Below are 24797 nucleotides of genomic sequence, written 5' to 3' on the forward strand. Positions count from 1 at the left end.
GTCAACAGTTTGTTGAAGTTGGCCTTGAGTGGCCCTCTGCAGGGACCCGCCGCGAGCCTGCGAGTGGTGGGGGGCAGGGGGTCCTTCAGCGGTCGCGGTTCAGGTAGTTGTAGACGGTGAACCGGCTGACCCTGAGCGCCTCGGCCACGGTCTCGGCCGACTTCCGGTAGGTGAACGCCCCGCGCTCTTCCAGCAGCCGGACGGCGCGCTGCTTCTGCGGCCGGGGAAGATCGCCCAGGGGGGCGCCGAGCTCGGTGGCCAGGTCCTCCAGGAGCCTGCCGAGGTCACCGACGGCCTCCACCGGGAGGTGTGTCGCCTGGTCGGCGAACCGGACTCCCGCAATGGTCTCGCCGTCCCACAGCAGCGGGACGTCCGCAGCGGTGATCGCATCCGCCCCGACGAGGACGGCGTCGGTCCGGGTGAGCAGCGGGGCGATCGCCACCAGGAGCGGGTGCTCCGGGTCGAGTCGCGCCGAACCGGCCGCCGGGTCAGTCGTCAATGCGCTCGACCTGCAGCGAGACGCGCGTGGCCCCATGGGCGAACGCAGCGGAGAGCACCTGACCGAGCACCGGGAGCAAGGTGTCATCCTCGCCGGTCAGGGACGTGCCCAGTGGCCCGAACTCGCAGATCACCCCCGACTCCTGCACGACGTGCAGCGTCTCGATGGCATGTGCCGGCGCGGGGCCCTCGCCGACGAAGGGCTCGGTCGTGAACTCCGCTACCAGTCGCATGGCGGCAGGTTATGCCGTCGCGAGCCGGTTGCGGTGCGGTCGCGGTCCGGTCGTAGCGGCAGCCAGGGCGTCGCCCAGCGGGCCGTCGACCACGTCGATTCAACAAACTGTTGACCTAGGGTGTGACTCACATTACGTTGGCCGTTACGGGAAGCCCTTTTCCGTATGGCGGAAGCCGTCCCGACTGGCCCAACGAGGAATGCCATGTCCCAGGCAGCACCCCAGCAGGCGCCCCCCGCACGCCGCAAGCACCCCGTCGACGAGGTCCCGCCCGTGGGGAAGCTCGTGGTCTACGGCATGCAGCACGTGCTCGCCTTCTACGCCGGCGCGGTCGTCGTCCCCATCTTGCTGGCCGGGGCGATCGGGCTCTCCGACCGCGAGCTCATCCACCTCATCAACGCCGACCTGTTCACCTGCGGCATCGCGTCGATCATCCAGTCGGTCGGCTTCTGGAAGGTCGGCGTCAAGCTCCCGCTGCTGCAGGGCGTCACCTTCACCGCCGTCTCGCCCATGATCGCGATCGGGCTCGCCGCCGGCGGTGGCACCGACGGGCTGCTGGTCATCTACGGCGCAGTGATCGTCGCCGGGCTGTTCACCTTCCTGATCGCCTCCTACTTCAGCCGGCTCATCCGCTTCTTCCCTCCGGTGGTCACCGGGTCGGTCATCACCATCATCGGGATCGCCCTGCTGCCGGTCGCCGCGGCCGACATCGTCGGTGGCGCGGCCAACCCCGAACCGGGCAACGGCCGCAACCTCGCCTACGCAATGGGCACGCTCGCCCTGATCGTGCTGATGCAGCGGTTCTTCCGCGGCTTCCTCGCGACCGTCGCCGTCCTCGTGGGGCTTGTCGTGGGAACGCTGGTCGCATGGGCGCTCAGCGACGCCGCATTCGGCGCGGTCGGGGACTCCTCGTGGGTCGGCGTCACCACACCCTTCTACTTCGGCTGGCCGAAGTTCAGCACGGCCGCCATCATCTCGATGATCGTGGTCATGCTGATCACCGCCGTGGAGACCACGGGCGACGTCTTCGCCACCGGCGAGATCGTCGACAAGCGGATCGGGCGTAAGGACATCGCGGCTGCGCTGCGGGCCGACGGCCTGGCGACCACGCTCGGCGGCGTCTTCAACTCCTTTCCCTACACCTGCTTCGCCGAGAACGTGGGCCTGGTCCGGCTGACCCAGGTGCGCAGCCGGTGGGTCGTCGCCGCGGCGGGCGGGTTCATGATCCTCATCGGGTTGGTGCCCAAGGCCGGCGCCGTAGTGGCCGGCATCCCGCACCCCGTGCTCGGCGGCGCGGCGCTGGCGATGTTCGCCACCGTGGCCGTCGTCGGGATCCAGACCCTCTCGCGGGTGGACTTCAACGACCACCGCAACGTCGTCATCGTCGCCACGAGCCTCGGCCTGGCGCTGCTCGTCACCGTCCAGCCGGGCGTCGTCGGCGCGGTGCCCTCGTGGGCGGGGATCATCTTCGGCAGCGGGATCACGCTGGGAAGCATCGTTGCCATCGCGCTCAACGCCGTCTTCCACCACCTGGGGCGCGGCCGGGGAGCCGCCCTGGCCGGAACGCCGGGGCGCGGGCAGATCCGGCTGGACGACGTCAACGCGATGAGCCGCGAGGAGTTCGACGGCACCTTCAGCACGCTGTTCCAGGGCCCGACGCCGGTCGTCGAGAACGCCTACACCCAGCGGCCGTTCAGCGACACCAGTGCACTGCGGACCGCGCTCCAAGAGGCCTTGTTCGCGGCCACGCCGGAGCAGCATCGCGAACTCATGGCTGTCTACCCGGCCCTGGGCGGCGACGTGGTGTGCGACGGGGAGGCCGGCGAACAGTCGACCCTCGACCAAGCGTCCGCGGGTCTGACGCAGCTCACCGAAGAGGACCACGACGCCCTCCGGGAGGTCACTACCGCCTACCGGGAGAGGTTCGGCTTCCCGCTGATCGTCTGCGTCCGGGACAACCCCAGCCGGGAGCGCATTCTGGCACAGGGCTGGGCCCGGCTCCAGAACTCACCCACTCAGGAGCACGCGGCAGCGCTCATCGAGATCGCCAAGATCGCCGGGTACCGGTTCGACGACCTCGTCGCGGACGCCAACCCGATCCACAGCGCCCGCACCCAGCGGTACGGGGCCGCCTTCTGACCCCGGCCCAGCCCCGGGCACGCCCGGACGGGCCTCGGCCGCTCCCCTCGGAATCCTGCACCGCAGGGCGTCCACCGATGTCCACAACGCCGATTTCCATGACGCTGAACAGGGAGCAATCTCATGCCGTCGCCCACAGCCACCGTGAACGGACAGGTGCTGTCCCTCTCCGGGGTGGACCTGCACACCACGGTGCTCGACTGGCTCCGCAGCCGCGGTCTCCTCGGGTGCAAGGAGGGATGTGCCGAAGGGGAGTGCGGGGCGTGCTCGGTCCTGGTGGCCCGCCCGGGCATCTCCTCCCCGACCCGGTGGACGGCCCTGAACGCCTGCCTGCTGCCGGTCCTCACCCTCGACGGTCAGGAGCTGATCACGGCCGAGGGACTCGGGGCCCCCGACGCCCTGCACCCGGTGCAGCGCGAGATGGCCGTGCGTGGCGGCTCGCAGTGCGGCTACTGCACCCCGGGCTTCGTCTGCAGCATGGCCGCGGAGTTCTACCGACCGGACCGCGTTCCGGCGGAGCCGTCGGAGACCGGCCCGGCACCGTCCGACCACCTGCACGGGCCGAACGGCTTCGACCTGCACGCCCTGTCCGGCAACCTGTGCCGGTGCACGGGCTACCGCCCCATCCGAGACGCTGCCTTCGCCCTGGGAGCACCGGCTGACGACGACCGGATCGCAACACGGCGGGACCAACCGCCGCCCCCGGTGCCCGGGACCCGGGTGGCCGGTGGCGGTGCCCGGTTCGCCCGTCCGGCCGCCCTCACGGAGGCGCTGAACCTGATCGCGGAGCATCCGGGCGCCCTGCTCGTGGCCGGTTCGACCGACTGGGGCGTCGACGTCAACCTGCGGGCCGCGCGCGCCGCTTTCGTCGTCGCGATCGACCGGCTGCCGGAGCTGCGCACCTTCCGCGTGGACTCCGACGCCGTCGAGATCGGTGCGGCGCTGACGCTCAGCGAGGCCGAGGAGTTGCTGGACGGGCACGTTCCGCTGCTCGACCAGTTGTTCCCGCAGTTCGCCTCCCGGCTCATCCGCAATGGCGCCACGATGGGCGGGAACCTGGGCACCGGCTCGCCGATCGGCGACACGGCTCCCGCGCTGCTCGCGCTGGACGCGTCGCTGATCCTCGCCTCTGCGAACGGGGAGCGCGAGGTGCTGCTGGCCGACTACTTCACCGGCTACCGGCGCAGCGTGCGGCTCCCCGGCGAGCTCATCCGCGCGGTGCGGATCCCGCTGCCGCAGCCCGGCCTGGTCGGCTTCTCCAAGGTGGCCAAGCGCCGGTTCGACGACATCTCCAGCGTCGCCGTCGCCTTCGGCCTGGACGTCGAGGACGGCGTGGTGCGCCGTGCGCGCATCGGGCTGGGCGGCGTCGCCGCGACGCCGCTGCGTGCCCGGGCCACCGAGGACGCGCTCACTGGCCGGCCCTGGACCGCGGAGACCGTCCGGGCGGCGGCCGATGTGATGGCCGCGGAGGGCACGCCGCTGGACGACCACCGCGCCAGCGCCCGCTACCGATCGGCCATGTTGCGGCAGGCCCTGCTCAAGTTCCACGCCCAGCACGAGACTCCCTTGGAGGTGGGAGCATGAGCGCGCTCTCCGAGCGACCGGCCGATCCCGTCGTCGGCACCGCCATCCCGCACGAGAGCGCAGCCCTGCACGTCACAGGCGCGGCGCTCTACACCGACGATCTCGTCCTACGCACCAAGGACGTGCTGCACGCCTACCCCGTCCAGGTGCTGCACGCCCATGCGCAGGTCACTCGGCTGCAGACGGAGGCTGCGCTCCAGGTCCCCGGGGTGGTCCGGGTGCTCACCGCCGCGGACGTGCCCGGGGTCAACGACGCCGGGGTCAAGCACGACGAGCCGCTGTTCCCCGACGAGGTCATGTTCTTCGGCCACGCCGTGTGCTGGGTCCTCGGCGAGTCCCTCGAAGCGGCCCGGCTCGGCGCCGCGGCGGTCGAGGTCGACGTGGAGCTGTTGCCCTCCCTGGTGTCGGTCCGGGAGGCCATCGAGGCGGGCAACTACCAGGGCGGGCAGCCCACCCTGGAGCGCGGGAACGTCGAGGCCGATCTCGCCGCGGCGGCGCACATCTTCAGCGGGGAGTTCGAGTTCGCCGGTCAGGAGCACTTCTACCTGGAGACGCACTGCGCGCTCGCGCTGGTCGACGAGAACGGCCAGGTCTTCGTGCAGAGCAGCACCCAGCACCCGTCGGAGACCCAGGAGATCGTGGCGCACGTCCTGGGGCTGTCCAACTCCGAGGTGACCGTCCAGTGCCTGCGGATGGGCGGCGGGTTCGGCGGCAAGGAGATGCAACCGCACGGCCTGGCCGCCATCGCGGCCCTCGGTGCCCGGCTCACCGGCCGACCGGTCCGCCTCCGGCTCAACCGCACGCAGGACATCACCATGACCGGTAAGCGGCACGGGTTCCACGCCCGCTGGCGGGTCGGCTTCGACGAGGACGGCTGCCTGCAGGCGCTGGACGCCACCCTCACCGCCGACGGCGGCTGGAGCCTCGACCTGTCCGAGCCGGTGCTGGCCCGGGCGTTGTGTCACATCGACAACGCGTACTGGATCCCCGCCGTCCGGGTCAACGGCCGGATCGCCAAGACCAACAAGACCTCGCAGACGGCCTTCCGAGGCTTCGGCGGGCCGCAGGGGATGCTGGTGATCGAGGACATCCTCGGCCGCTGCGCGCCCCTGCTCGGCCAGGACGCCGCCGCGCTGCGCCACCGCAACCTCTACGCGGCGGGGCAGACCACGCCCTACGGCCAGCCGGTGCGGCATCCCGAACGGCTGGCGCGAACCTGGCAGCAGATCCTCGACTCCAGTGACTTCGCCGCGCGCAGCGAGCAGATCGCCGCCTCCAACGACTCCTCCCCGGACACCAAGCGGGGCCTGGCGATCACGCCGGTGAAGTTCGGGATCTCGTTCAACCTCACGGCGTTCAACCAGGGCGGCGCGCTCGTCCACGTGTACAAGGACGGGTCGGTCCTGATCAACCACGGCGGCACCGAGATGGGCCAGGGGCTGCACACGAAGATGCTCCAGGTCGCCGCGACCACCCTCGGTGTCCCGCTGGAGAGGGTCCGGCTGGCGCCGACCCGCACCGACAAGGTGCCGAACACCTCGGCGACCGCGGCCAGCTCGGGTACTGACCTCAACGGTGGCGCGATCAAGGACGCCTGCGAGCAGATCCGCGGGCGGCTGGCCTCGGTCGCCGCCGAGCGCCTCGGTGTCGCGCCGTCCGACGTCCGCTTCGGTGGCGGACAGGTGCGGGGCCTCGCCTTCGCCAGCGAGCCGGTCCTCTGGGAGGAGGTCGTGCAGCTGGCCTACTTCCAGCGGGTCCAGCTGTGGGCGGCGGGCTACTACCGCACCGAGGGGCTGCACTGGGACTCCGCGAGGATGCAGGGCGAGCCGTTCAAGTACTTCGCCTACGGCGTCGCTGCCTCCGAGGTGGAGGTGGACGGCTTCACCGGGGCCTACCGGGTGCGGCGGGTCGACATCGTGCACGACGTCGGTGACTCCCTCTCCCCCCTCGTCGACCTCGGGCAGATCGAAGGTGGCTTCGTGCAGGGCGTCGGCTGGCTCACGCTGGAGGACCTGCGCTGGGAGGAGGGCGAGGGACCCAACCGCGGCCGGCTGGCGACGTCCTCGGCCAGCACGTACAAGTTGCCGAGCTTCTCCGAGATGCCCGAGGTCTTCAACGTCACGCTGTTGACCGACGCGACCGAGGAGGGCGCCGTCTTCGGATCCAAGGCGGTCGGCGAGCCACCGCTGATGCTGGCTTTCTCGGTCCGGGAGGCGCTGCGCCAGGCCGCGGCCGCGTTCGGGCCGGCCGGCACCAGCGTGGACCTGGCGTCCCCGGCGACGCCGGAGGCCATCTTCTGGGCCCTCGAGCAGGCGCGGGGCAGCGGGGGTGCCCACGTCGAGGACGGGGCTCCCGGAACCCGGCCCGAACAGCCCGCCGCCGACGCACCCGCCATGCAGCCCCTCTCCAAGCGCGTGCAGCACGTGCTCTCCGATGCGTGAGGAGATTGACGTGCACTGGTTGAAGGCCGTCGAACAACTGCGCGCCGCGCGCGATCCCGCGGTGCTGGTCACCATCGCGTCCGTCCGCGGGCACGCGCCGCGGGAGGCCGGTACGAAGATGGTGGTCGCCGCCGACCGGACCTGGGGGACCGTCGGCGGGGGCAATCTGGAGGCCGTGGCCATCGCCCGCGCCCGGGTACTGCTGGCGGCGGGGACGACGCAGCCGGAGCTGCTGCCGGTGACGCTCTCGGACAAGGTGCGTTTCCGGTACGGCGTCCAGTGCTGCGGAGGAGAGGTCACCATGGTGCTCGAGCCACTGTCGGTGGTCCCGGCCGTGGCGGTCTTCGGGGTCGGTCACGTCGGGTTGGAGCTGGCCCGGATCCTGGCGCGGCAGGACCTCGAGCTGCACCTCGTCGACTCCCGTCCCGAGCAGGTCACCCCGGAGCGGCTGGCGGTGCTGGCCGACGCCGAGGCCCGGGTCCACGTGCACCACGTGCCGGTCCTGCCGGAGCTGGTGCTGGCCGAGCTGCCGCCGGGCGCGCACGTGCTGATCATGACCCACGACCACGCCGAGGACGCGGCGCTGTGCGACGCCGCTCTGCGCACGCAGCACCTGGGCTCTATCGGACTCATCGGCTCTGCGGGCAAGTGGGCGCGCTTCCGGCACAAGCTCGCCGCAGAGGGGCACTCCGCCGAGGCCATCGAGCGGATCACCACACCCATCGGCCTGCCCGGCATCACCGGCAAGGATCCGTCGACCATCGCGGTGAGCGTCGCCGCGGCACTGGCGGGTGCCTTCGAGCAGGACCGGGCCGCCGTGCATGCCGGGCAGCGGGCCGGCTCATGACGCTGTTCCGCGGAACGGTCCTCGACACCCCGGACGACCCGTTCACCGGCGGGGCCCTCCGGGCCGAGGCCGACGCCGGGCTCCTCGTGCGAGCGGGCGTGATCGTCGAGCGGGGCAGCTTCGCTGAACTGCGTGGCCGGCACGCCGAGGAGGACGTCGTCGATCTCACCGGCGGGCTGGTGCTGCCCGGGTTCGTGGACACCCACGTGCACTTCCCGCAGGTCCGCGCGATCGGCGGGCTGGGCATGCCGCTGATGGACTGGCTCGAGCGCTGTGCGCTGCCGGAGGAGGTGCGGCTGGCCGACGAGCACTACGCGCGGGCCGTCGCCGGGGAGTTCATCAGCGGTCTGGCGCAGGCCGGGACGACGACGGCGCTCGTCTTCGGCGCGCACTTCGCCGGAGCGGTCGACGCCCTGTTCGCCGAGGCCGCGCGGGTGGGTCTCCGGCTGACGTCCGGGCTGGTAGTCAGTGACCGGCTGCTGCCCGAGGAGTTGTTGACCACCCCGCAGCGGGCCCACGACGAGGGTCTGGCCCTCGCGCGTCGCTGGCACGGTGTCGGCCGTAACCGCTATGCCGTCACGCCGCGGTTCTCGCTGTCCTGCGGCGACGCACTGCTGGACTCCTGCGGGTCGCTGCAACGGGACGTGCCCGGGGCGTGGTTCACCTCGCACATCAACGAGAACGCCGTCGAGATCGCCACGGTCGCGGAGCTCTTTCCGGGCTGCCACTACCTCGACACCTACGACCGGCACGACCTGATCGGTCGACGCAGCGTCCTGGCGCACAACGTGCACCCCACCGACGAGGAGCTGCAGCTGCTGGCCCACCGCGGGGCGAGCGTCGCCCACTGCCCGACCAGCAACGCAGCGCTGGGCAGCGGGATCTTCTCGCTCAAGCGGCACCTGGCGTCCGGCGTCCGAGTGGCCCTCGGGTCCGACGTCGGTGCCGGCACGGGCTTCTGCCTGCTCAAGGAGGGGCTCCAGGCCTACTTCCTGCAGCAACTGCTGGGCGGTGAGGGCCAACAGTTGGCGGCCGCACAGCTGCTGCACCTGGCGACTGCAGCGGGTGCCGAGGCTCTCGGACTGGAGGAAGTGGGTGACCTGAACGTGGGGAAGCGGTTCGACGCGGTCTGGATCAGGCCGCGCCCCGGGACGACCCTGGACGTGGGCCTGCGCAACGCGGCGGGGACGGAGGAGGCGCTCGCGAAGGCCTTCGCGCTCGGCTCTCCGGCCGACATCGACTCGGTGTGGATCGACGGTGAGCCGCTCCACACCGTCTCCGCCGGTGGCGGGTCGTCGACGCCGGCACCGACACACCGGCCCCCGGCGGCCGCTCCCGTCGGCTGAGGTGGTGAGTCGCAGCTCACGCCCGCTGCCTCGACGGCGCGCGGCCGCTCCCACGAAGAGCTCGGCCGTGGACTCAGCTGTCCGCCGCGTGGCGGCGTGCCCCCGGCTCATGTGTGGGGAGCGACGAGGCCGGGCGTCGTCACGGTTCGGTCGGCAGCGGCCGGGGGAGTGGTGGCAGCCGTCGCGCTCTCCGCGGTGATCTGCCCGATGGGCCGACACACTGGTCTGCCGGCTTGCCGGGCTTGCTGCTGATCAGTCCGCTGCCGACCGCGACCTCGCGCTCGAGCTGGCCGCCGCGCTCCGCGCGCTGGACGACGGGTCGAGTGCCAGCTCCGGGTGGTCTCAGCGGCTGCTCGCGTCGCACCCATCTCTCGCTCTACGGATCAGCGCGCTCTTGATGGCGCCCCGCGGAGGGGTGAGGGTCCATGGCCCGCATCGCCTCCTTGCTTCCACGGCGCAGGACATGCCAGGGGTGGGGGAGGAGATACAGCAACCGGTACAGCAACGCGGTTCGAACGACGGCGTACCGCGGCGGACGGCAACGGACGCGGCAAGGCTTCGACCAGCGCAAATCGATCCAGGTGAACGGCGACGGACCGTGCGCAGGTGACTGCGGGTCAAGGGGCCGCAGGTTCAAATCCTGTCAGCCCGACTGAAAAACGCAGGTCAGGGGCCGTTTCCGGGAGACTGGGAGCGGCCCTCCGGTGGGTGGGCGTCGACCTCGACCGAGGAACTCGCGGTGGCCGCCACCGCGGTGCTGGCCTCCGCCGGCCTGCTGCGGGGGGCCCACCGTCCTCGGGTTTCCCCGTTCATGGACGGAGGCGCTGGTGCTGGCTGCGGTGGCTGCCGGTCTCGCAGCCGTCCCCGGCCTGTTGCGTGCGCTCCGTGCCCCCGTGGCTCGGTCGGCCTAGCTCGGGGATCACCTGCTCGCGCGCTCCGGCGACGTCGTCATGGTGGAGGGCAACGCCTACTTCCCCGACTCAGCGATCCGGCCGGGCGTGCTGAGCCCTACCGAGACCCGGACGGTGTGCCCGTGGAAGGGCGTGGCCAGCTACTACACGGTCACCGTCGACGGGGTCGTGCACCGAGACGCCGCGTGGACCTACCGACGTCCGTGGCCTCTGGCCCGGCGGGTGGCGGGACGTGTGGCGTTCTGGGGAGATGTCGACGTGCGGATCGACCACGGCCGCCACACGGCCCTGGACGGTGTGGGCGGCGCGGACGATGACGAACGTTGAGAGACCGACGATGGCAGCAGAGACGACGAGCGAAGGAGCTTCGCGTGGCTATGTTGCGCAGTGACATCACCATCGACCGTCCGGCCGAGGAGGTGTGGGCGGTCGTCAGTGACGCCGGCCGGATCTCGGAGTGGTTTCCGTCCATCGTGACGCCGTCGGCGAACAGTGACGAGCGCAGCTGTGAGCTCGAGGGCGGGGTGCCGTTGACCGAGGGGGTCGTCACCAACGACTCCTCCTTGCGGCGCTTCCAGTACCGCATCACCGGCGGCGGGGTTCCCGTCGAGTCCCAATTGGGCACCGTCGACGTTCTTGCCCTCGACTCCGGCCGCAGCCTTGTCGTCTGCAGCACGGAGGTCACGCCGGATGAGTTGGCCGGTGCCCTCGGGCCGGCGATAGACGACGGGGTCAAGGGACTGAAGGAGCACTGCGAACGCCGCGGGTGATTTCCTTCCGACGGCGGCGGAGCGGCGCGTGTCCACGGGGTGCGGACGCGGCGTCGCCCCCGCGGCGGTCGGGGTCAGCGGGGGATTCCGAGGAGCTCTGCCACGAAACGGAGCCGCTCCGGGGCGGGGCAGCCGGTCGCATCGAGGATGCGGTTCATCATCTCGAAGTTGGCGCATACGCCGATCGCGGCGGCGGCCATCTGCGGACCCGCCGCACGGGACAGGGCGGCGCGGGTCTCCTCGAGTCGCTGACCGGTGACCATGGCGGTCGCCAGGCTGCGCAGCTCGAGGCCCGCCGGGAGTTCCGGATCGATGCGGTCGTCGACCACCGCTCGGAGGTCGACGGTCGTCCCGGTCGTCTTCTGCACGCTCACCCGGAGCATGTTGGCATGGGCGAGCAGCTAGTAGAAGCAGTCGTTGAGGAGCGACACGCGCGCGGCCAGCAGCTCCATCTGGGCCCGGGACAGCACCCCCCGGTAGGTGAAGTCGGCCATCTGCTCGGTGCTGAGGTACAGGACGGCATGCAGCTGGTCGCGCGCGTGCTCCTCGACGGGTACCGCAGAGAGGGCGAAGCGGGCGCCGTCCTCGGGTGCGGTGGGGACGAACGCCTGCCGCCACCGGACCCGGTTCTCGTGTTCGCCGGTGGGCCGCCCCGGCGTCGGCTCGGGCAAGGGCTCTTCTTGGGCTCCGATGCCCCGTAGGTAGGAGTCCACCGCGGCGAGCCTGCTGACGACGCCCACGACCTCGACGTACTGCTCGATCGTGACGCCGCGGGCGACCAGGTCGACCACCCATTCGCGGGTGATGAGATGCGCCGCGGCCGACACGGACTGTGCCGCCTCGATCAGCGGCTCGGGCAGTTCGCTGTGCGCGTCGGCGAACGTCCGAGCGGTCCGCGCCTCTGCGGCCACCGCGAGCCGCTGCCGCCCGGTCAGCCATGTTCCCGGCGCGGCGAGGCGCTGCCATTCACGGCGCAGCTCCTCCCCGACGCGGTCGGGCACCGGCAGGACGGCATCCGCCAGTTCGAAGCTCATGTCTCTCCCCTATCGGTCCGGGCGGATCGAGAGCCGCTCGACCCGGTGGACTCCCGTCCGCGCTGGCTCAGAGGTCGAGTCGCGTCTCCGGGCCGTCGGCCTGGGTCAGGAGTCCCAACGCGGCCTCCACCACCTGGCGTTGCCGGGCCCGGTCGCCGGCCGGGCCAATGGTGCGGCCCATCAGGTGCGGGGTGACCAGCACCCGGGGCAGCCGCATCCGTCCGGCGACGTGCGCGAAGGCGCGGATGAACACCGCGACGGTGGGGATTCCTGCCGCCTCGAGGGCGCGCGCGACGAGTCCGACCGACTCGTGGCAAGCCGGCTAGGTGGCGACCAGTAGGCAGGCGTCCACGCCGTCGGCGACCAGTCGGTCCGCCCATTCCGGCGCCACCTGGGTACGTAACCGGACCTGGGAGGTGGCCCCGGTGAAGGCGTAGTGAATGTCGGCCAGCTGCACGCTGCCCTCGGACTCGAGCTCTCGGAGGACGGCGAGCGGGAAGACGGTTCCGGGATCGCGCTGCGCGGTGAGCGCGTCGTAGCCGGGATGACGTGCGGTCAGAGCACTGTCCGGGGTGTTCTTCGGGATCACCGAGAGGGTGGGCGCGCCGCGCAGGAAGTCCTTGATCAAGCCCAGAGACTCCGCCTGGGTGGGGCCGTCGGGGCCCATCGGGTCGTCGTCGGCGCGGAACACGCCACCGGCGGAGACCAGGGCGAGGCGCAGATCGGCCAGCGGGGCGGGCAGCGGGGTGAACGGCGCGTCGTCGACGACGGGCGTGTCGTCGGCCTGGTAGGCGGCGACCTGGGCGGCGTAGACCGCGTCGCGGACGCCGGTCAGGGCGCCGGTGTCCAGAGCCTCACCGACCCGAGCCAGCACCTCTGCGACAGTGTCCGCCGCCGCCTCGTCGCCCATCCCGGCGAGGAACTTGAACTGCATGTCGGAGCGGTCGCCGTAGGAGAAGCTCCTGCGGAACGCCTCGAAGCTCATCGGCTCCTCGCCCATCACTGAGCTCCTTCTCCGTCGAGCACGTCGGCGAGCTCGGCGAGGCTGGTCGCGGTCAGCGCGGGGGCTGTGAAGACGTCGGGGTAGCCGCTGCCCTCGCGGTTGATCCAGGCGGTGGCCATGCCGGCGCGGGCCGCGCCGTCGATGTCCCACGGGTGGACGGCGACCAGCAGCATGTCGCCCAGGTCGATGCCGCAGGTGCGGGCGGCGTACTCGTAGGCGGCGCGGGCCGGCTTCCAGGCGCCGGCGTCCTCCACCGACAGCAGCGCCTCGAACTCCTCACGGATGCCGGCGTCGCCGAACAGCCGCTCGGCGACCTGGGCGGACCCGTTGGAGAGGGTGACCAGCCGGCGTCCGGAGCGGCGCAGCGCGCGGACGCCGTCGGGCACGTCCGGATGGACGCCCAGATCGCTGAAGCCGCTTATGACGTGGTCGATGGCCGCGTCCAGGCTGCGGTCGAGGTTCACGTCGTGCAGCACCGTGTGCAGGGCGTCGACGCCCAGCTGGGCGAAGGGCCGCTGGCCGCCGGCGGCGGTGAGCGCGAACCCGTCGCGCAGCAGGGTGGCGAACCACAGCTTGGCCAGGTGCTCCGGTGCCCCGATGTCGATGAAGCGCTGCGCCATCGGGCTCATGTCGGACAGGGTCTCGTTGACGTCGAAGACGATCACGGACGGGGCGGGGCTCATCGGGTCTCCAAAGGTGTGCTCGGCAGCTGCGCGTCCTGCGCGTCCTGCGCGCCGGCCGGCGGGAGGAGGTCGTTGATGGCGGCGGCGAGGATCTCGGGGTGGTCTTCGGGCGTGAAGTGCCGGCCGCGGGGGATGGGCAGCAGGGTGGTGCCGAGGTCGGCGGCGAGCCGCCGGCCGTAGGAGACCTTCTGGAACCGGTCGACACCGCCCCAGACCACCCGGGCGGGCAGGCCGAGGGAGGGCAGCTGGTCGGCCACGGCGAGGGTGTCGCGAGTGTGCAGCGCACTGACTTGGCGCATCAGGGCGGCCGCGGCGCCGTGGGTGACGTAGGGCTGCCAGTGGACGCCGATGGACTCCAGCGCCCGGGCTCGGTCGTCGTGCCCGCGGTGGATCAGCTGGACGATGGCCGAATAGAGCGAGGTCTGGGGCAGGTGGCGCAGCAGCGGTGTGGCGTGCTGCATCGCGGCCACGCTGGGGTCGGCCACGAGTCGTAGCAGACGGCGTTGGTGAGCACGAGGCCGCCGCAGGCCTCCGGGCGTCGTACGGCGGCGATCTGCGCGACGCCGCCGCCGAGGTCGTGGCCGACGGGCACCGGTGCCTCTAGCCCGAGCACGTCGACCCAGCGGGGGAGCCGGTCGGCCTGTGCGGCCAGGCTCAGGTCCCGTCCGACGCCGTCGGGGATCGAGGTGCCGTAGCCGGTCATCTCGATCGCCAGGCACCGGCCGCGGAGCCGCGGAAGGACGTGGCGCCACAGCAGCGGCGAGGTAGAAGCCGTGGACCAGGACGACCGGGTGGCCTTCCCCGGCCTCCAGCCACCGCACGGGCGCTCCGTCGACGACGGCCTCCTGCAGCTCTGCGGGGCTCATCGCCGGCCCCGCGAGGCGCGCCAGGCAGCCCGCGCCTCGGGCAGCGCCAGCGGCAGCGTCGCGATCTGGGCCAGCGCGGCGAGCGTGCACCAGGAACAGACGGCCCGGTGCTTGGTCACTTGCTCGGCGAGCAGATAACCGCCGCCGGCGGCGTCCGCGGCGGTCTCCGCCGCCAGCGCCAGCGGTGTTCATGGCGCCGCGCGGGCCCGGTCGCGGGCGCCCATCCCGGCGAGTCACCAGGGTGGCGCCCGCGCTGACCAAACCGAGTGCGGCGTCGGGGGTCTTGAACGCCTGGTAGGCCTCGCCGGAGGCGTCGACGGCGTCGGCGTTCAGGAACCGCAGCGGCGGCTCGGGAACCCGATGTAGCACGCCGAACTGGTACGGGCCCACCACTCCGAGAGCGGTGCCGGCCAGCGAACCGAGCCCGGCGATCCACCGGCGCTGCTCGAGGAAGTCTCCGGAGCCGCGGCGCAGGTCGTCGCTGACCCGCTCGGCCGCCGCCGAGGACGACCGGCCGATGCCACCCGAGCCGGGGCGCACCGACTCGGCCGGTGGGCCGGCCGGCCGCCGCCTGGTGGTCGCTCTCATGTCCACTCCTCCTGCCGTCGGTGGCCGTTCCCGAGTGTTCTGCCCGGTAGCGAGGCAGGGTATGCCCGCTGCCTGGCGGGCGTTCCGCGGCCGGGGCCGGCCGCGGAACGCCCGGACCTCACAGGCCGGGAGCGGGCGGGAGATCGAGGTCGGTCTCCACCAGGTGGTTGAAGTGGTTGGTGAACAGGTTCAGCGCGATGTGCAGCGACACCTCGGTGAGTTCGGTGTCGCTCCAGCCGGCGTCCAGCGCCGCCTGCCACACCTCGTCGGACACGTGTCCCAGGTTCGAGGAGGAGGCGCGGACGAGGGTCAGCAGCGCGGCGAGCTTGGGGTCGAAGTCGACCCGGCCCTCGCGGATGGCGACGGTCTGCTCCTCGGTGAGCCCGGCGCGCTTGGCGCCGAGGGTGTGCGCCGACTGGCAGTAGGAGCAGCGGTCGACGTTGCCCACCACGAGCGCGATCGCCTCGCGGGTGGCGGCGCCGAACGTGCCGTAGTCGCCGATGACCTGCTGCAGCGCGACGTAGCCCGCCAGCACCACCGGCGCATGGGCCATCTCGCCGTGGATGTTGAGCACCTTGCCGAACTGCACCTCCAGCGCCTTCAGCTCGTCGCGGCTGTTCTCAGGGGCGTCGGCGACGGTGTGCACGGGGATGCGCGGCATTCGTTCCTCCATGATCTCGATGGGCTGACCCTGCGGTAACCCGGCGAGAGCACAGGGGCCTTCCCGGTGCCGATCGTCAGCGTGTCGACGGCGGCCGGCGGTGGACGCCGGCAGATCCGTCCGCGAGCTCGGCGATCGCGTATGCAGCGGTCACCAGGCCGACGTGGCTGAAGGCCTGCGGGAAGTTGCCCAGCATGTGCCCGGTGCGGGGATCGACCTCCTCGGCCATCAGCCCGAGGTCGTTGCCCGCGGTCAGTGCCGTGGCGAAGACCTCTTTGGCCTCGTCGACCTGTCCGGTCAGGGCGAGGGCGTGGGCGAGCCAGAAAGTGCACAGGACGAACGCGCCCTCGGTGCCGGCGAAGCCGTCGCTGCCGTCCTCGTACCGGCGAACGAACCCGCGCTCGTCGCACAGCCGGTCCTTGACCGCCTTGATGGTGCCCAGCACACGCGGGTCGTCGCCGGGGAGCAACCCGACGATGGGCACCATGAGGGCGCTGGCGTCGATCACCGTCGACCCGAAGGCCTGGGTGAACGCGCCGACCTCCTCGTGGAACCCGTCGGTGAGGATCGTGGCGGCGATCGCCTCTCGGGTCGCCGTCCAGTCCTCGACCCGGTCCCGGGCCTGCAGCAGCCCGGCGAGGTCGATCGCCCGGTCCATTGCCACCCAACACATGAGCTTGGAGTACAGGTGGTGCTGGGGGGCACCGCGCAGCTCCCAGATGCCCTGGTCGGGCTGCAGCCAGGCAGCAGCCGCAGCGTCGGCGACGCCGATGAGGAACCGCCGCTGGACCTTGTCGAGTTCGCCGATCTGGTCGGCCAGGGTGTGCACGGCGTCGAGCAGCTCGCCGTAGACGTCGAGTTGGTGCTGACTCCACGCGTCGTTGCCGATGCGGACCGGCCGGTTCCCGTGCCAGCCGGACAGGTACGGCAGCTCCCGTTCGGTCAGATCGTGCTCGCCGGCGACCCCGTACATGATCTGCAGCGGCCGGCCGGCCTGAAGATCAGTGAAGGCCGCACCGACCAGCCAGTCGAGGAACGTGCTCGCTTCGTCCGGGCAGGCGGCGACCCACAGCGCCCGCAGGGTGAGGCTGGCATCGCGGATCCAGCCGTAGCGGTAGTCCCAGTTCCGCCCGGCGCCCGGAGCCTCGGGCAGGGAGGTGGTGGGGGCGGCGACGATGGCGCCGGTGGGCTGGAACGTCAGCCCCTGCAGCACGATGCCGGCCAGCCGTACCTCTTCGGCCCACGGCCCGTCGAACCGCTGATGTTCCGCCGACCAGGACCGCCAACCGGTGAGGGTGTCCTGCAGCCGGCCGCGGATCTCTTCCGCTGCGCACGGCGCGGGGGGCGGTTGCCAGGACCTGCTCCAGCTCAGCGCGCCGGCCAGCGACTGCCCGGCGCGCAGCCGCACCCGCCCGGACGCCGACGCGCCGTCCACGTCGAGCGGATGGGTGCTGGTGAGCACCAGCCGGTCCGGTCCGCCGCGGGTGGTGAGAGTGGTGCCCTCGCCGTTGATGTCGCGTTCCAGCAGCGGGCGGCCGACGCCGTACTCCGGGCGGGGCACGTACTCGACGTCGACGTCCACCTCGCCGGCCACACACTCGGCCACCCGCAGTAACAGGTGCGGGGCTCCGGCGCCGATCTCGTGCCCGCGGTTGTCCGCGCCCAGGGCCAGCGCATCGGTCAGCGTCAGAATGCCGGTCGCCGTGGTGAACTCCGTGCGCAGCACGAGGCTGTCCGGGAGGTAGGCGCGCTGGATGCCGGTCGCGGCGGCGGCGGTGATGCTCCAGTGCCCGGCCGCGTCGTCCAGCAGCCGGGCAAACACCGACGGGGAGTCGAATCGCGGAAAGCACAGCCAGTCCACCGAGCCCGCCCGGGACACCAGCGCCGCGCTGTGGCAGTCGGACAGGAAGCCGTACTCGCCGATCGGCAGGTCGCTCACGGTCGGCCCTCAACTGGGACGCGGCGGACGTGGGCTGCTCTCTGGCTTCCGCCGGCCCGACCCGGTGGGTGGGCGCCCCGGAACGGCGCTTCTGCTGCTGCCATTGCGTTTCCTCTCGTCGGCGGGAGAAACCCGGCCCGGGCCTCCGGCGCTTCCCGTGCCGCCAACCGAGCCCGTCGGATCCGGCCGGGGAAAGCGTGTGTCCGCCTGTTAGGTGCCCGTCCGCAGGTTTCGACCGACCCACTCGTGGAGGAGCACAGCGATGAACCTACGGAGCACCCTGCCCGACGCCGCCGCGGCGACCGCGGCCAGCGCTGTGCTCGGCGTCGAGCTCTCCAGCGCGGCCGCAAGAGACGGTTCGGCCGGCCACCGGCGCGTCGGGCCCGGCGTGGAATGCGGTGGGAGTGACATCGTGCTCGGCCTGCTTCACCACACCGTGTACGCCGCCGCGACCAGCGTGGTCTACGGGGCCCCTGCCACACCGCCGCCCACGGCGGCACCGCTGAGGACTCCGCGGCCGGCCGCCTTTCCGATGGAGTGAGGGGAGGGGTCTGGGGCCGTGTGATCCAGCCACGCGCGTCGGAGCCGGGCCGCGACGCGCAGCGCTGGCCCGACCGGCGGGCGGACCAGTCGAGAGCGGACGTCGGCGACCGCTGCGTTCCACGCAGCGTCGTTGTAGGTGGGGTAGGGGTGGGTGGTGCCGGCGAGGTCGCGGGTGGTCAAGCCGTGCCGGACGGCGAGGGTCAGATCGCTGAGGATCTCCCCGGCGCGGGGGCCGACGAGGGTGGCGCCGACCAGCCGGCCGAGCACGAGACGGGCCGCGCGTTTGACACCGGCAGCCGTGGGCCCGGTCGGGCTGGAGCTGGAGGCCCACCTCGTCGACCTGGACGCCCCGGCCGTGCGGGTGCCCTGGCCGCGGGTGCGGGCCGTCGTCGACGCGCTGCCCGCACTGCCGGGCGGCAGTCGGGTGACCTGGAACCTGGCGGACAGGTGGAGCTGTCCGGGCCGCCGCCGGGCCGGGACGACGGTGCTGCCGTTGCCGCGCTACGCGTCGACCGCGCCGCTCTCGATGCGCCCCTCGGTCAGCACCGGCTTGGCCTGGCGTGTCTGGGCACCGATCCGTTGCGCCCGTCCGGCGCGGACTTCCTCACCGAGCTGGCGGCCACCTTGCAGCCCGGGGGAGTCGTTGACGACGACGTCGGTCTGCCCAGTGTGCGCACCCAGCCGCGGGTCGACTCCCCGACCTCCGGAGCGGTCTCCGGGGCGACGACGACCTCGACCAGCTCGGAGGCCGGCACCGGGTTGAAGAAGTGCATGCCGAGGAAGCGTGCCGGCCGCTACAGCGCCGCGGCGAGCTCGGTGATCGACAGCGAGGACGTGTTGGTCGCCAGCACGACGTCGGCCCCAGCGCCGTCTCCGCCGCGGTGAGGACGGCGATCGTGAGGTCGGCCCGCTCGGGGACCGCCTCGACGACCAGGCCGGTGCCGGGGGAGAGCTCCGCCGCCGAGTCGACGAGCGAGAGCGTGGCCCAGAACGGCGTTGACGTCTCCGGTCAACGTGCCGCGGCGGGCGGCCTCCTCCTGGCCGTCGGCGACCCGGCCGCGGGCCGCCTCGTCGGCCTCGTCGTCGGCCTCCACGACCTCCACCTGCGCGCCGACGGCCAGGAACACCTGGGCAATCCCAGCCCCCATCCGGCCGCCGCCGATCACGCCCACCCGGGCTGGGACGCCCGTCACGCCGACACCCCCGGCCGGTCGCGGCCCCGGCGCGTGTCAACCCACCGAGCCCGGTTCCTGAGGGTTTTGGACCCGGGCACGGATCTCCCCGGCGCCGAGAACGTGCTACGCGACACCATGCCACAAGTTGATGATGTGTAGCTCGCTGGTCGTGCTCGCGACCGACGATGGGACAGTGAGCCGCAGGGTCCGGCCCGCCACGGAGAACGGAGAGCCCGCAGTGCTTGACGGTCATGTGCTCGTCGACGCGCACGTCCACGTGCCGCAGCTGTCCACGCTGGCGCCCGCCTGGGTCGACCGGGCCCGCACGTTCGGCCGGCCGGGCATTCTCGAGGAGGTCTGGGCGGCCGACGGCACGCCGAAGCCGGCGGAGCTGGACCGGTTGTTCGCCGACGAGGGCGTCGACGTCGCACTGTTGTTCTGCGAGTACAGCCCCAAGGCCACCGGCTACCAGCTGTTCGACGACCTGCTGCCCATCGTCGAGCAGAACCCCCGCCGCTTCCGGCCGGTGGCCAACGTGAACCCGCACCTGCACTTCCCGATCGCCCGCGAACTCGAACGGCAGCTCGACCTGGGCGCGGCCGCGCTCAAGTTGCACCCCGTGCACGGCGGCTTCCGCGCCGACGACGCGGCGCTGTACCCCGCCTACGCGGTGCTGGTCGAGCGGCGGGTGCCGCTCGTCGTGCACTGCGGGACGAGCACCTTCCCGGGGTCGACCAACGCCTACGCCGACCCGGTGCACCTCGACGCGGTGCTGCGAGACTTCCCCGACCTGCAGGTGGTGCTCGCCCACGGGGGGCGCGGCTGGTGGTACGACGCGGCCGCCTTCCTCGCGGTCTCCCGCGACAACGTCTGGATCGAGCTGTCCGGCCTGCCCCCGAAGCGACTGCCGGAGTACTACAGCCGGTTCGACCTCGGCCGGCTGTCGCGCAAGTGGATCTACGGCACGGACTGGCCCGGCGTCCCCGGGCAGGCCGCCAACGCCCGCGCCGTCGCCGCGCTCGGGTTGTCCGAGGACGTCGTCCCATTGGTGCTCGGCGGCAACGCGCTCCGGGTGTACTCGGGGCTCGACCCCGCCTGACGCGCGGGGTCCGGCCGGTCGATGTGCTACATGGACATCGCGGCACGGTGTTCGACCCGTAGGGTGAGTGGATGACGGAGAGAGGCACGGTGCTCGTCCTCGGGGGTAGCAGCGGGATCGGCGAGGCGACAGTCCGGCGCCTGGCGGCCGACGGGGTGCCGGTGCTCTTCACGCACCGCGCCGGCGCCGAGCGGGCGCAGCAGCTGTGCGCCGAGCTGGGCGCCGGGGTCCGCACCACGCACTGCGACGTCCGCGATCCCGGCTCGCTGGCCGCCGCCTTCATGGCTGCAGGGGAGGGGCTGGCCGGCGTCGTCCACTGCGCCGGCGCCTGGACCTACACCCGGCTCGCCGAGCTGACCGTCGACGAACTCGACGACGCCTGGACCCTGAACGGCCGGTCGGTGGTGCTCACCCTGCAGCACGCCGGCCGATTGCTGCCTGAGGGCGGGGCCGTCGTGGTCGTCTCGTCGGTGGCCGCCGAGCTCGCGCCGGCCCGGCAGGCCAGCTACGCCATGACCAAGGCTGCGGCCGAGGCGGCCGCGCGGGTCGCGGCGAAGGAACTGGGCAGGCAGGGGATCCGGGTGGTGGTGGTGCGGCCCGGCGCCACCGACACCCCGCAGCTGCGCTCGGGCACCAGTGAGAAGGCGATCGAGGCGATGGCCGGGGCGCCCGCGCTGCGCCGGCTGGGCACCCCCGACGACCTTGCCGGCGTGATCGCCTTCCTGCTCGGGCCGGACGCCCGCTGGGTCACCGGCACCGTCGTGGAGGCCACCGGCGGACTGCGCTGACCGCGCTCGAGGTCAACCGACCCGGGTGAGCCCATCTCGGTAACGGCGGGCGTTCTCCACGTACACAGCGACGCCGTAGTCGACGGCGCGCGCGATGTCCGCCCCCGGCCGTACGCGCGCCGGTACGCCCAGCGCCCGGTGGCCGGGCGGGATCTCGGTGTCCTCCGGGACGAGTGCGCCGGCACCGACCAGCGATCCGTCGCCGATCACGACGCGGTTGAGGACAACCGAGTTCGAGCCGATGAGGCAGCGGTTGCCGACCGTGCAACCCTCGAGGTGAGCCAGGTGGCCGACGACGCAGTCGTTCCCGATCACCGTTGGCCACTGCTCGGTCGTGTGCAGCACCGTGCCGTCCTGGATCGACGTCCGGGAGCCCACGCGGATCTCCCCGTAGTCACCGCGCAGCACGGCCTGAGGCCAGACGCTGGCCTCAGGCCCGATCCACACCCGGCCGATCACGGTGGCCTCCGGGTGCACCCACGCGGTGGGATGGACCTCGGGGGCGACGCCGTCGAGCGCCCAGAGAGCCATCAGACCTCGGCGACCAGTTCGGTGTCGATGCCGATCCTCCCCACCTTGGTGGCGCCACCGGGACTGCCCAGTGGGGCGTCGCGGCCCGGCAGCGGCTCGATGAAGAAACGTCGGTTGTCGGCGATGTGCGGCTCGTTCTCCGGGCTCACCCGACGGTCCTGCGAGATCGCCTCGACCGGGCAGACCGGCTCACAGGCGCCGCAGTCGATGCACTCCTTGGGGTTGATGTAGAGCTTGCGGTCGCCCTCGTAGATGCAGTCGACCGGGCACTCCTCGACGCAGGACATGTCGGTGGTGTTGATGCACTCGGCGCCGATGACGTAGGGCACGGGATGTCTCCTCGGGTGCGGTCGGGCTCAGGCGGGGGCGCCGGCGCCGATGCCGGCGGGGTCGTCGCTGCTGTGGCCTGGGAAGAGCGGCTGGTCGGGGTCGAGATAGGTGGCGGCGTTGTTCACGGCCGTGGCTGCTTCGCCGAAACCTACCGAGATCAGCCGGACCTTGCCGGGGTACTCGGTGATGTCGCCGGCGGAGTAGACCCCGGACAGCGTCGTGCGCATCGCGGTGTCGACCAGGATCTTGCGGTCGATGATGTCGATGCCCCAGGTCTCCAGCGGGCCGATGTCCGCGGTGAAGCCGAGGGCGGCGATCACGGACTGCGCCTTGTACGGGGTGACCGTGCCGTCCTTGTGCCGCACGTGGACGGTGTGCACCCGGTCCGCGCCCTCCACGGAACTCACCTGGGCATCGGTGACGACGATGGTCGGGCCCGCCTCCATGTCGCCGACGCTGGCGGCGTGGGCGCGGAAGTTCTTGCGCCGGTGCACCAGCGTGACGGAGGCGGCGATGTCGGCTAGTGCCAGGGCCCAGTCCACCGCGCTGTCCCCGCCGCCGACGATGACGACGTCCTGCCCAGCGTGGGCCGCGAGTTCCTTGACCACGTAGGTCAGCCCGCGGCCCTCCCACTCCGCCCCGCCGGGCAACGGTCGAGGGGTGAAGGTGCCGATCCCGCCGGTGACCACGACGGCGCCGCAGCGGATGCGGGTGCCGCGGTCGGTGGTCACCAGCAGGCGGTCGCCGGGCCGGGGCCGCTGACCCGCGTCGTTGGTGAGGCTGTCGGCGCGCTCGCCGAGAACGTACACCGGGTCGAACCGGGCGGCCTGTTGCACCAACCCGGCCACCAGGTCGCGGCCCTTGATCGCCGGGAGCGCAGCCACGTCGTAGATGTTCTTCTCCGGGTACAGCGCCATCACCTGGCCGCCGGGCTCGGTCAGGCTGTCGACGATCGCCGTGCGCAGTCCGCGGAACCCGGCGTAGTAGGCGGCGTACAGGCCGGCCGGGCCGGCCCCGACGACGAGCAGGTCGACCTCGACCTTGCGGCCCGTGCCTGCTGCGTCGGTCGGGGTCAGCGTGTCCGTGGCGGTCATGCGGGGGCTCCCGGGTGGAGAGGGGCGGGAATGGTCGCACCGTCGATGCGGGCGAGGGCCATCTCGCGGACGCGGAAGCGCTGGAGCTTGCCGGTCGCCGTCTGCGGCAGTTCGTCGAAGACGAGGACGTGCCGGGGTCGCTTGAAGGCGGCCAGGCCCTCGCGGCAGTGGCTGACCAGGTCGGCGGTGGTCGTGGCAGAACCGGGGGTCAGGACTACGCACGCCACCGGCTTGTCGAGCCCGTCAACGTCGGGAACCGACACCACGACGACCTGCAGGACCTCGGAGTGCGTGCGCAGCCGTTCCTCCACCTCGGTCGGGGAGACCCAGATCCCGCCGGCCTTGATGATGTCGTCGGTGCGGCCCAGCGACGTGTAGTAGCCGTCGGCGCTGCGCACGTATGTGTCGCCGGTGCGTACCCAGGCTCCCTCGAAGACCCCGCGGGTCGTCGCGGTGCGGCACCAGTAGCCGGTGGCCGCCGAGTCGCCCTGCACGTACAGGTTGCCCGGCGTGCCGTCCGGGACGGGCTGTCCGTCGTCGTCGACGATCTTCGCCTCGTAGCCGGCCACGATCTCGCCGGTGGCCCCCGCGCGGGTACGCCCGGGGCGGCCGGAGATGAAGATGTGCAGCATCTCGGTGGAGCCGATGCCGTCGAGCATCTCCACGCCGAAGGTGCTGGTGAATCGCTCGAACAGGGGCGCCGGGAAGGCCTCGCCGGCCGAGACGCACGCCCGGACCCCGGCGAAGGAGTCGAGGGGCAGCCCGGCGGACAGCAGCGCGGCATAGTACGTGGGGCCGCCGAAGAACAACGTCGGGCGGTGTTCCTGCAGGACCCGGAGGGTGCCGGCCGGGCTGGGTCGCGACCGGTCCAGCACGGTGCTCGCGCCGACCGAGAATGGGAAGGTGAGGGTGTTGCCGAGGCCGTAGGCGAAGAAGAACTTCGCGACGGAGAAGGTGACGTCGTCCGGGCCGATGGCGAGCACGTCCTGGGCGTAGGTCTCCGCGGTGTCGCGCAGCGACCCGTGCCGGTGCATCGCCCCCTTGGGGGTGCCGGTGGTGCCGGAGGTGTAGAGCCAGAAGGCCGGGGAGTCGGGCACCGTGGGGTACGGCACGGCGACCCGGTCCAGCAGGTCGGCGCCGGCAGACACGAACGTGTCCCAGTCGCGGACCCGCGTTCCGGCGACGTCGGGCAGCGGGTCGTTGGTCAGGACCACGACGTCGGCGAGGTCCGGCAGGCCGCCGACCGCGGGCGCCAGTGCAGCGAACTCCGAGCTCACGACCAGCATCCGCGCCCGGCTGTCCCGGGCGATCAGGCCGATGTCCTTGGGCTTGAGCATCGTGCTGACCGGCACGGGCACCGCACCGATCCGCATGCCGGCCAGGAAGGCGGTGAGCAACTCCGGGCTGTCACCCAGGCAGAGCAGCAGGCGCTCCTCGGGGCGGACGCCGGAGGCGAGCAGCGCGGCGGCGAACCGGTGCACCTCCGCTTCGAGCTGACCGTAGCTGAGCGTGCGGACACTGCCGTCAAGGTCGACGGCGGTGATCGCCCGCCGGTCGGGCGTCGCGAGGGCGTGCCGGGTCACCAGCCACTCAGCGGCGTTGAAGCTCTCGTGTCGTGAGGAGGTCGCGGTGTCGGCCGGCAGGCCGGGGTGCGCGGGCGGTGCGGTGTCGAGGATGGCCACGCTGGGAGTCCC

General features: G+C 72.1%; 29 protein-coding genes and 1 pseudogene. 11 read left to right on the plus strand and 19 right to left on the minus strand.

Features of this window, described 5'->3' with window-relative positions:
* Positions 1–85 precede the first annotated feature (85 nt).
* Both BLW04_RS09550 and BLW04_RS09555 read right to left on the minus strand, forming a co-directional pair.
* Positions 86–499 carry a helix-turn-helix domain-containing protein gene (locus BLW04_RS09550; protein ID WP_217630955.1) on the minus strand — a complete coding sequence of 138 codons (414 nt, stop codon included), beginning with the start codon at positions 497–499 and terminating at the stop codon, positions 86–88.
* Positions 489–731 carry a thiamine-binding protein gene (locus BLW04_RS09555; RefSeq protein WP_091539266.1) on the minus strand — a complete coding sequence of 81 codons (243 nt, stop codon included), beginning with the start codon at positions 729–731 and terminating at the stop codon, positions 489–491. The genes BLW04_RS09550 and BLW04_RS09555 overlap by 11 nt, the downstream gene beginning before the upstream one ends.
* 204 nt (positions 732–935) lie before the next feature.
* Between BLW04_RS09555 and uraD the strand changes: the two genes are divergently transcribed.
* From uraD to BLW04_RS09590, 7 genes are all read left to right on the plus strand, one after another.
* Positions 936–2870, plus strand: coding sequence for a 2-oxo-4-hydroxy-4-carboxy-5-ureidoimidazoline decarboxylase (gene uraD / locus BLW04_RS09560; protein WP_091539269.1), 1935 nt, complete (start codon positions 936–938; stop codon positions 2868–2870).
* 123 nt (positions 2871–2993) lie between these two features.
* Entirely contained in the window at positions 2994–4454 is a 1461-nt protein-coding gene (locus BLW04_RS09565) for a xanthine dehydrogenase small subunit (protein ID WP_091539272.1), read from the plus strand.
* On the plus strand, positions 4451–6895 hold the full coding sequence (gene xdhB, locus BLW04_RS09570) for a xanthine dehydrogenase molybdopterin binding subunit (protein WP_091539276.1): 2445 nt from the start codon (positions 4451–4453) through the stop codon (positions 6893–6895). The genes BLW04_RS09565 and xdhB overlap by 4 nt, the downstream gene beginning before the upstream one ends.
* A 10-nt stretch (positions 6896–6905) precedes the next feature.
* A complete protein-coding gene (xdhC, locus tag BLW04_RS09575) occupies positions 6906–7742 on the plus strand; it encodes a xanthine dehydrogenase accessory protein XdhC (protein WP_091539280.1) in 837 nt (278 codons plus the stop codon).
* A complete protein-coding gene (guaD, locus tag BLW04_RS09580; RefSeq protein ID WP_091539283.1) occupies positions 7739–9088 on the plus strand; it encodes a guanine deaminase in 1350 nt (449 codons plus the stop codon). Before xdhC ends, guaD begins: the two co-directional genes overlap by 4 nt.
* Positions 9089–10011: 923 nt before the next feature.
* Positions 10012–10326 (plus strand): DUF427 domain-containing protein, encoded by a 315-nt coding sequence (locus BLW04_RS09585; protein WP_256375476.1) that lies wholly within the window; start codon positions 10012–10014, stop codon positions 10324–10326.
* Between the two features lie 50 nt (positions 10327–10376).
* Complete coding sequence (locus BLW04_RS09590) at positions 10377–10769, plus strand: SRPBCC family protein (protein WP_254781231.1); 393 nt, start codon at positions 10377–10379, stop codon at positions 10767–10769.
* A gap of 74 nt (positions 10770–10843) precedes the next feature.
* Here BLW04_RS09590 and BLW04_RS09595 read toward each other — a convergent pair whose 3' ends face one another.
* The 10 genes from BLW04_RS09595 to BLW04_RS09630 all read right to left on the minus strand — a co-directional run bounded on the left by BLW04_RS09595 (position 10844) and on the right by BLW04_RS09630 (position 17543).
* Complete coding sequence (locus BLW04_RS09595) at positions 10844–11143, minus strand: hypothetical protein (protein ID WP_139306793.1); 300 nt, start codon at positions 11141–11143, stop codon at positions 10844–10846.
* 27 nt (positions 11144–11170) lie between these two features.
* Positions 11171–11803 carry a hypothetical protein gene (locus BLW04_RS09600; RefSeq protein ID WP_091539297.1) on the minus strand — a complete coding sequence of 211 codons (633 nt, stop codon included), beginning with the start codon at positions 11801–11803 and terminating at the stop codon, positions 11171–11173.
* Positions 11804–11870: 67 nt separating this feature from the next.
* The gene (locus BLW04_RS09605; protein WP_091539299.1) at positions 11871–12056 is read right to left on the minus strand and encodes a hypothetical protein; all 186 of its coding nucleotides are present in this window, start codon (positions 12054–12056) and stop codon (positions 11871–11873) included.
* A 69-nt stretch (positions 12057–12125) separates the two neighbouring features.
* Complete coding sequence (locus BLW04_RS09610; protein WP_091539301.1) at positions 12126–12803, minus strand: glycine/sarcosine/betaine reductase selenoprotein B family protein; 678 nt, start codon at positions 12801–12803, stop codon at positions 12126–12128.
* On the minus strand, positions 12803–13489 hold the full coding sequence (locus BLW04_RS09615; RefSeq protein WP_091539307.1) for a haloacid dehalogenase type II: 687 nt from the start codon (positions 13487–13489) through the stop codon (positions 12803–12805). Before BLW04_RS09615 ends, BLW04_RS09610 begins: the two co-directional genes overlap by 1 nt.
* Positions 13486–13974 carry an alpha/beta fold hydrolase gene (locus BLW04_RS27500; protein ID WP_217630956.1) on the minus strand — a complete coding sequence of 163 codons (489 nt, stop codon included), beginning with the start codon at positions 13972–13974 and terminating at the stop codon, positions 13486–13488. Before BLW04_RS27500 ends, BLW04_RS09615 begins: the two co-directional genes overlap by 4 nt.
* Complete coding sequence (locus BLW04_RS29585) at positions 13881–14246, minus strand: alpha/beta fold hydrolase (RefSeq protein WP_217630962.1); 366 nt, start codon at positions 14244–14246, stop codon at positions 13881–13883. Before BLW04_RS29585 ends, BLW04_RS27500 begins: the two co-directional genes overlap by 94 nt.
* Positions 14247–14351: 105 nt before the next feature.
* A complete protein-coding gene (locus BLW04_RS29145) occupies positions 14352–14474 on the minus strand; it encodes a hypothetical protein (RefSeq protein ID WP_256375474.1) in 123 nt (40 codons plus the stop codon).
* Between the two features lie 587 nt (positions 14475–15061).
* On the minus strand, positions 15062–15604 hold the full coding sequence (locus BLW04_RS09625; RefSeq protein ID WP_091539310.1) for a carboxymuconolactone decarboxylase family protein: 543 nt from the start codon (positions 15602–15604) through the stop codon (positions 15062–15064).
* Between the two features lie 76 nt (positions 15605–15680).
* Positions 15681–17543, minus strand: coding sequence for a glycoside hydrolase family 15 protein (locus tag BLW04_RS09630; RefSeq protein WP_091539314.1), 1863 nt, complete (start codon positions 17541–17543; stop codon positions 15681–15683).
* A gap of 262 nt (positions 17544–17805) precedes the next feature.
* Between BLW04_RS09630 and BLW04_RS26620 the strand changes: the two genes are divergently transcribed.
* Complete coding sequence (locus BLW04_RS26620) at positions 17806–18084, plus strand: hypothetical protein (protein ID WP_175483975.1); 279 nt, start codon at positions 17806–17808, stop codon at positions 18082–18084.
* Here the strand turns inward: BLW04_RS26620 and BLW04_RS09635 are convergent.
* Positions 18006–18533: a hypothetical protein gene (locus BLW04_RS09635; RefSeq protein WP_091539318.1), complete on the minus strand. Its 528-nt coding sequence runs from the start codon at positions 18531–18533 to the stop codon at positions 18006–18008. The genes BLW04_RS26620 and BLW04_RS09635 overlap by 79 nt on opposite strands.
* Here BLW04_RS09635 and BLW04_RS28285 point away from each other — a divergent pair.
* Positions 18534–18611: pseudogene (locus BLW04_RS28285) on the plus strand (hypothetical protein); the annotation flags it as partial.
* A gap of 14 nt (positions 18612–18625) precedes the next feature.
* On the opposite strand, the gene BLW04_RS28290 reads toward BLW04_RS28285, so the two are convergent.
* Positions 18626–18859 (minus strand): 3-hydroxyacyl-CoA dehydrogenase NAD-binding domain-containing protein, encoded by a 234-nt coding sequence (locus tag BLW04_RS28290; RefSeq protein WP_305777656.1) that lies wholly within the window; start codon positions 18857–18859, stop codon positions 18626–18628.
* Positions 18860–18880: 21 nt separating this feature from the next.
* On the minus strand, positions 18881–19234 hold the full coding sequence (locus BLW04_RS29310) for a 3-hydroxyacyl-CoA dehydrogenase NAD-binding domain-containing protein (protein WP_305777657.1): 354 nt from the start codon (positions 19232–19234) through the stop codon (positions 18881–18883).
* 265 nt (positions 19235–19499) lie between these two features.
* Between BLW04_RS29310 and BLW04_RS09645 the strand changes: the two genes are divergently transcribed.
* Both BLW04_RS09645 and BLW04_RS09650 read left to right on the plus strand, forming a co-directional pair.
* Positions 19500–20360, plus strand: coding sequence for an amidohydrolase family protein (locus BLW04_RS09645; RefSeq protein WP_091539461.1), 861 nt, complete (start codon positions 19500–19502; stop codon positions 20358–20360).
* Positions 20361–20431: 71 nt separating this feature from the next.
* Positions 20432–21148 carry an SDR family NAD(P)-dependent oxidoreductase gene (locus tag BLW04_RS09650; protein ID WP_091539322.1) on the plus strand — a complete coding sequence of 239 codons (717 nt, stop codon included), beginning with the start codon at positions 20432–20434 and terminating at the stop codon, positions 21146–21148.
* 12 nt (positions 21149–21160) lie between these two features.
* Here BLW04_RS09650 and BLW04_RS09655 read toward each other — a convergent pair whose 3' ends face one another.
* The 4 genes from BLW04_RS09655 to BLW04_RS09670 are packed head-to-tail and all read right to left on the minus strand — an operon-like array spanning position 21161 to position 24785.
* Positions 21161–21679 carry a gamma carbonic anhydrase family protein gene (locus BLW04_RS09655; protein ID WP_091539325.1) on the minus strand — a complete coding sequence of 173 codons (519 nt, stop codon included), beginning with the start codon at positions 21677–21679 and terminating at the stop codon, positions 21161–21163.
* Positions 21679–22008, minus strand: coding sequence for a ferredoxin (gene fdxA, locus BLW04_RS09660; protein WP_091539328.1), 330 nt, complete (start codon positions 22006–22008; stop codon positions 21679–21681). The genes BLW04_RS09655 and fdxA overlap by 1 nt, the downstream gene beginning before the upstream one ends.
* Before the next feature lie 27 nt (positions 22009–22035).
* A complete protein-coding gene (locus tag BLW04_RS09665; RefSeq protein ID WP_091539332.1) occupies positions 22036–23103 on the minus strand; it encodes an NAD(P)/FAD-dependent oxidoreductase in 1068 nt (355 codons plus the stop codon).
* Positions 23100–24785 carry a benzoate-CoA ligase family protein gene (locus BLW04_RS09670; protein ID WP_254781221.1) on the minus strand — a complete coding sequence of 562 codons (1686 nt, stop codon included), beginning with the start codon at positions 24783–24785 and terminating at the stop codon, positions 23100–23102. Before BLW04_RS09670 ends, BLW04_RS09665 begins: the two co-directional genes overlap by 4 nt.
* Positions 24786–24797 lie beyond the last annotated feature (12 nt).

The sequence above is a fragment of the Modestobacter sp. DSM 44400 genome (assembly GCF_900107175.1).
GTDB lineage: Bacteria > Actinomycetota > Actinomycetes > Mycobacteriales > Geodermatophilaceae > Modestobacter.

Excerpts from the sequence above, each read along its gene's own strand:
- BLW04_RS09600 (WP_091539297.1), bottom strand. The coding sequence starts at position 11,803 with ATGAGCTTCGAACTGGCGGATGCCGTCCTGCCGGTGCCCGACCGCGTC.
- BLW04_RS09610 (WP_091539301.1), bottom strand. The coding sequence starts at position 12,803 with ATGGGCGAGGAGCCGATGAGCTTCGAGGCGTTCCGCAGGAGCTTCTCC.
- uraD (WP_091539269.1), top strand. The coding sequence starts at position 936 with ATGTCCCAGGCAGCACCCCAGCAGGCGCCCCCCGCACGCCGCAAGCAC.
- BLW04_RS09565 (WP_091539272.1), top strand. The coding sequence starts at position 2,994 with ATGCCGTCGCCCACAGCCACCGTGAACGGACAGGTGCTGTCCCTCTCC.
- BLW04_RS09665 (WP_091539332.1), bottom strand. The coding sequence starts at position 23,103 with ATGACCGCCACGGACACGCTGACCCCGACCGACGCAGCAGGCACGGGC.
- BLW04_RS29310 (WP_305777657.1), bottom strand. The coding sequence starts at position 19,234 with ATGGGGGCTGGGATTGCCCAGGTGTTCCTGGCCGTCGGCGCGCAGGTG.
- BLW04_RS09625 (WP_091539310.1), bottom strand. The coding sequence starts at position 15,604 with ATGCCGCGCATCCCCGTGCACACCGTCGCCGACGCCCCTGAGAACAGC.
- BLW04_RS09615 (WP_091539307.1), bottom strand. The coding sequence starts at position 13,489 with ATGAGCCCCGCCCCGTCCGTGATCGTCTTCGACGTCAACGAGACCCTG.
- BLW04_RS09655 (WP_091539325.1), bottom strand. The coding sequence starts at position 21,679 with ATGGCTCTCTGGGCGCTCGACGGCGTCGCCCCCGAGGTCCATCCCACC.
- guaD (WP_091539283.1), top strand. The coding sequence starts at position 7,739 with ATGACGCTGTTCCGCGGAACGGTCCTCGACACCCCGGACGACCCGTTC.
- BLW04_RS09590 (WP_254781231.1), top strand. The coding sequence starts at position 10,377 with ATGTTGCGCAGTGACATCACCATCGACCGTCCGGCCGAGGAGGTGTGG.
- BLW04_RS09555 (WP_091539266.1), bottom strand. The coding sequence starts at position 731 with ATGCGACTGGTAGCGGAGTTCACGACCGAGCCCTTCGTCGGCGAGGGC.
- xdhB (WP_091539276.1), top strand. The coding sequence starts at position 4,451 with ATGAGCGCGCTCTCCGAGCGACCGGCCGATCCCGTCGTCGGCACCGCC.
- BLW04_RS26620 (WP_175483975.1), top strand. The coding sequence starts at position 17,806 with ATGAACCTACGGAGCACCCTGCCCGACGCCGCCGCGGCGACCGCGGCC.
- BLW04_RS09650 (WP_091539322.1), top strand. The coding sequence starts at position 20,432 with ATGACGGAGAGAGGCACGGTGCTCGTCCTCGGGGGTAGCAGCGGGATC.
- BLW04_RS28290 (WP_305777656.1), bottom strand. The coding sequence starts at position 18,859 with ATGCACTTCTTCAACCCGGTGCCGGCCTCCGAGCTGGTCGAGGTCGTC.